Source organism: Methanobacterium formicicum (genome assembly GCF_029848115.1).
GTDB lineage: Archaea > Methanobacteriota > Methanobacteria > Methanobacteriales > Methanobacteriaceae > Methanobacterium > Methanobacterium formicicum.
This window is the reverse complement of sequence record NZ_JARVXG010000018.1, coordinates 15,001-20,000: the sequence shown is the minus strand read 5'-3', so window position 1 is coordinate 20,000 and position 5,000 is coordinate 15,001. Positions and strand designations below refer to the sequence as shown.

The window sequence follows — 5,000 nt, the reverse complement described above, 5'->3', positions numbered from 1 at the left end:
CATCAATTCTTCTACATTGAAACGGCCATTTAGTACTTTGTCTGCACCGGATTTTTCTGCCAGTTCCACCCCATGAGTGGTGGTGGCCGTGGCCAGAACATGAATGTCGTCTACCGTAGAAAGATCCTTGATTATGTGGCGGGCATCACTGGTCCCGGCCATTACCAGTAAATTCATCTTTATAAACCTCAGCTTGATTAATAAAATAGTAAATCCTGAATTGGGATTAAACAAGAAATTTGAGACAAATTATCTGATTTAACCCCAAATAATGGGATTACTTATTTGGAATTATTATTTAAGGGCTTTATTAACCACCCAGTCACTGACGAAGATGGTGGCGGCAATTAGCAAGATCACCACCCAATCAAATATACCCAGAGCAGTGGTACGGAAGATTCCCTGGAGGAATGGAAGATATATAACTGCTATTTGGAGGAGTAAAGAAGATCCCACTGCTATAAGTAGGACTTTATTGGAGAATCCCCCGTCAGAACGGCAGTTAAACACGTTAAATATCTGATACATTACAAAAACCGTGAAGGCCATGGTCATAGCCCGGTTTAATTCAGTACCCGTGGATAACATGTACATGTAAAGGGCCAGTGTTCCCACGGTCATCACCACTCCCGCTGATACTATTTTTATCAGGTTCTTGCGGGGGATGATCTCCTCCTTGAGGGGAGGTCTTTCCATAACTCCCTTTTCTGGTGGTTCAACACCCAAGGACTGGGCCGGTGGTCCGTCCATTATGATATTTATCCATAAAACCTGGATGGGGTTGAAAGGAACTGGTAATCCAATTATAGAGGCAGAGGTAATAGTTAGTATGGCCCCGATGTTGGTGGAGAGTTGGAACCGGACAAAACGGCGAATGTTATCAAATATGGTTCGCCCCTCGCGCACGGCCTGGACTATGGTGGCGAAGTTGTCATCCTGAAGTAGCATGTCCGCGGATTCCTTGGCCACATCGGTACCACTACCCATGGCTACCCCAATAGCAGCCTTTTTAAGGGCCGGGGCGTCGTTAACTCCATCACCAGTCATAGATGCAACGTTTCCCTTCTTTTTAAGGGTTTCCACAATTCTAACCTTCTGTTCCGGGAATACCCTGGCATACACCAGGACATCATCCACCATGTTTTCAAATTCCTGGTCACTGAGCTGGTCCAGGTCCGAACCAGTGAGGGCTACTATCTCCTCATCATCGGTAATTTCAATCTCCCGGGCAATGGCCACTGCAGTGTCCTTGTGGTCCCCAGTGATCATCACTACCCTTATACCGGCCTTTTTGGCCTGGGCAATAGCCTGTTTAGCTTCTTCCCGTGGTGGGTCCATCATTCCCACCAAACCCGCAAAGATAAGGTCCTTTTCCAGTGATTCTTTATCCTCCAAATCCTCTTCTGGACCCAGCTTACGGTAGGCGAATCCCAGGACTCGCAGTGCATTTCCAGTCATTTCCTGGAGGTCCTTCATTGTATTTTCCGTGTCTTCAACCTTGAGGGAACAGACCTCATCATCACCACTTATCTGGGAACATTTTTGCAGTAAAACCTCAGGAGCCCCTTTTATAAGGACGTATCTATCGTGCCCTATCTGGTTGACCGTGGTCATCCTCTTCCGGGTACTGTCCAGTGGTATCTCCAGTAGTCGGGGATTTTTTTCCTCCAGTTCTTTACGGTTGTATCCGTTTTCATCGGCATACACCAGTAAGGATGCGTCGGTGGGGTCACCCAATAATTTACCTTCAGACTGGGTGGCGTTGTTACAGAGTGCCGCTATGGTGTAAACCATTTTCTGGTCTTTCACCCGGGCATCTCTCACTGTCATCTGGTTCAGGGTTAGAGTTCCGGTTTTATCAGTACATATCACATTACAGGACCCCAAAGTTTCCACGGCCAGGAGTTTTCGAACAATAGCGTTGCTTTTTGCCATTCTCTGCATTCCCAGTGCCAGGGTAAGGGTTAAAATCGCCGGAAGTCCCTCAGGAACCGCAGCCACTGCCAGAGAAACCGCAGTCATGAAGGTATCCACCAGTGGTACTCCCTGCAAGTACTCCAGCACGAATACCACTGAACACACTATAACCGCCAGTAGACCCAGAGTTTTACCCAGAGTTCCGATTTTTTGCTGTAAAGGTGTTTGTTCCTCTTCTTCCTGGATCATCTCCGCTATTTTACCGATTTCGGTGTCCATACCAATTTCTACAACTACTCCCTTTCCCCGGCCAGAAGCAACATCAGTTTCCATGAAGGCCATGTTCTCCGTGCCGTGATCATCAGAAAGTATAGTTTGAGCATGTTTTTCAACTGGTAAAGACTCTCCAGTCATGGCGGACTCATCTATCAACAGATCGTAGCTTTCTATTATTCTAAGATCCGCCGGGACATTGTCCCCTTCCTCCAGGAGTACTATATCCCCCATAGTTAGTTCCCCCGCAGGTACTGTCTGTTCCTGACTATCTCTCAAAACTACTGCTTCCGTGGAAATAAGCCCTTTAAGTTTTTCCATTGCTTTTTCAGCACGGTATTCCTGGATAAATCCAACAACTGCATTTATCACTACCACTACCAGAATAACTACTGCATCAATGGTATCTCCAACATAGTACGCAGCAATGGCTGCGATAATCAGGATCAGGATGAGTATCTCCTTGAACTGTTCCAGGAAAATCCTTAGAGGTCCTGCCTTCTTTTCCTCAACCAGCTCGTTTTTACCATGTTCTGATAGTCTTTTCTGGGCTTCAGAACTACTTAAACCATTAATACTTGAATTTAAGGTTTTTAATGTTTCATCTGCACTTAATTTTTTCCATTTCATGTGAAATGCACCTAAGCCCTACCTGAAAATTAATATGATTTTCATAACATTTATGATATTCTGCTTTAGATTACGTAGTGTACACTACTACCAATCTACTCAATATTTTAAGTTCCACTAGATATCATTACTTGATGATTTTTTATAAAAAACTGCTTTTTTGTAGTTAATTAAATTCATCTTTCCCCTGGTATGTATAGAATCAGTTGAAAGGGGTTTTATAATTAAATCAGCCCCTAATTTATTGGAGAGTTGCTCCAAGTAAGGATGTAACTCTTCCGGGGGTCTTATAGAATAAATAAGTTCAGCATCCTTATATATTTTTAAGTCAGGTTGTCTAATATCATCTAGGATTACGGAATCATGGTAAGGTTTAATATCAGTCATGATGATATCCACCTCAAGACGTTTTTTCAGGTCACATCCCACCTGTAGAAAGTGTCCCACTGCCACTTCCGCAATGCCGGAAGATTGGGAATAATGTTTGATAATATATTCAGTAAAGTCACTCCACATTTTTATCACTCATATTGGGGAAATTCAATGTTGATAAGAGAATTCAAACGTCCAGATCTTAAGAGAGTCCTGGAGATTGAATCCTCATCATTTGATGATCCCTACCCCGCCAATGTACTGGTGGATCTATATAATTTAGGGGCAGGTTTTCTGGTAGCCCAGCAAGATAATATCATTGTGGGGTATATTATATTTTGGATCAGATTTGAAGATGAGGGTCATATCATTTCCATTGCCGTGGACCCCCATCATCATCGAAAGAAGATTGGTTCCCGTCTAGTGGAAACAACCCTGGAAATTTTCAAAAAATATAACGTAGGCAAAATACAATTGGAAGTAAGGAAAGGAAATCGAAAAGCCCGTAAATTTTATCAAAGGTTAGGTTTTGAGGAGAAAACCCTGGTAATTAATTATTATGAAGACGGGGAAGATGCCATTATAATGGAGAAAATGCTGGAAAACCTTGAAATTCCATATAACCCCTAATAACCGTCTAAACATCTCACTCATCCTTGATTTCCCTAATTCTTTTAGAAAACCAGGGAAATCCGGTAGTTAAATTGAATTACTAATCAGGGTTATATCCTTGATTAACCAATCATATATTAAGGACCAGATCTACCTGGTGAAATTGACAAGGATAAATAATAGAACTGCTATATTAATTGAGATGAATTAAAATTGAAAATATGAATCTAACACTATCCATTTTTTACCAAATAAAGGAATCCCCAAGGGAGAATTGGGGCAAAAAATGTTTATAACATGGTGATTGAATGCAAGAAGATGCCAAATTAGCTTTAGAGGACGGTACAATACTTAAAGGGAAAGGATTCGGTTACCAGACAATAAAAACAGGAGAAGTGGTTTTCGCCACAGGGATGACCGGCTACGTAGAATCCCTCACTGATCCCTCTTATAAGGGGCAGATCCTAATGTCTACCTACCCTTTGCAGGGAAATTACGGTATATCCCCGGAGTGGTTCCAGTCCAACGGGATTAAAGCCGAAGGGTACGTGGTAAGAGAAGAAAATCCTCACCCCTCACACAGTCATTCTGAAAACAGCCTTTCCGGATTTTTAGAGGAATACAAAATTCCAGGAATCAGTGACATTGACACCCGTTCCCTTACCCTGAAAATCAGAAGATATGGGGCTATGAAAGGTGCCCTGGCAACAGAAGAAATAGAGGATGGGGAACTTCTAGCTCTGGCCCGGGACCAGCCAGGAATTGAAGATATTGACCTGGTGAACCAGGTATCCGTAACTGAACCCACCATATTAGGTGAGGAGTACTCCCAAAAGGCAGTTATACTGGACTGTGGAGTGAAGAATAACAGTATCAATGCCCTTTTAAGAAGGAAGATTGGTGTTGTTCTCCTGCCCTACCACACTTCAGCCTCCGAAATATTGGATTATGAACCCGGAGCCCTTCTGGTTTCAAGCGGGCCGGGAAATCCCAGCAGAGTCAAAGAAGCAATACAAACTGTGCAAAAACTTTCAGAAAGGCTCCCTATTTTTGGTATTTGTTTAGGGCAGCAGATAATAGCCCGGGCCTTCGGAGCCAAGATATACAAAATGAAATTCGGCCACCGGGGGATTAATCAGCCAGTTAAGGACTTGAAAACAGGGAAAGTTTCCATAACCTCCCAGAATCATGGTTTC

5 protein-coding genes (2 of these 5 only partly in view) are annotated in these 5,000 nt (G+C 43.1%); 2 read left to right on the top strand and 3 right to left on the bottom strand.

The window, feature by feature from the left end; genetic code table 11:
• The 3 genes from cobK to QC759_RS00815 form a co-directional block, all read right to left on the bottom strand.
• Positions 1-177, bottom strand: the start of a protein-coding gene (cobK, locus tag QC759_RS00825) for a precorrin-6A reductase (protein WP_048073726.1). The gene continues 672 nt to the left of window position 1, outside the view; only the first 177 of its 849 coding nucleotides appear in the window; the start codon lies at positions 175-177; its stop codon lies off the left edge, out of view.
• Between the two features lie 117 nt (positions 178-294).
• Positions 295-2,820: a calcium-translocating P-type ATPase, PMCA-type gene (locus QC759_RS00820; RefSeq protein ID WP_048073727.1), complete on the bottom strand. Its 2,526-nt coding sequence runs from the start codon at positions 2,818-2,820 to the stop codon at positions 295-297.
• A 117-nt stretch (positions 2,821-2,937) separates the two neighbouring features.
• Positions 2,938-3,336 carry a UPF0146 family protein gene (locus QC759_RS00815; RefSeq protein ID WP_048073728.1) on the bottom strand — a complete coding sequence of 133 codons (399 nt, stop codon included), beginning with the start codon at positions 3,334-3,336 and terminating at the stop codon, positions 2,938-2,940.
• A gap of 27 nt (positions 3,337-3,363) precedes the next feature.
• Here QC759_RS00815 and rimI point away from each other — a divergent pair, with 27 nt between their 5' ends.
• Together rimI and carA are read left to right on the top strand one after the other, a co-directional pair.
• Positions 3,364-3,822 (top strand): ribosomal protein S18-alanine N-acetyltransferase, encoded by a 459-nt coding sequence (gene rimI / locus QC759_RS00810; RefSeq protein ID WP_048073729.1) that lies wholly within the window; start codon positions 3,364-3,366, stop codon positions 3,820-3,822.
• A 290-nt stretch (positions 3,823-4,112) separates the two neighbouring features.
• Positions 4,113-5,000, top strand: partial view of a glutamine-hydrolyzing carbamoyl-phosphate synthase small subunit gene (gene carA / locus QC759_RS00805; protein ID WP_048073730.1) — the 5' portion only. The gene runs 195 nt beyond the window's last position; the window shows 888 of its 1,083 coding nt (coding positions 1-888); the start codon lies at positions 4,113-4,115; the stop codon falls past the right edge of the window.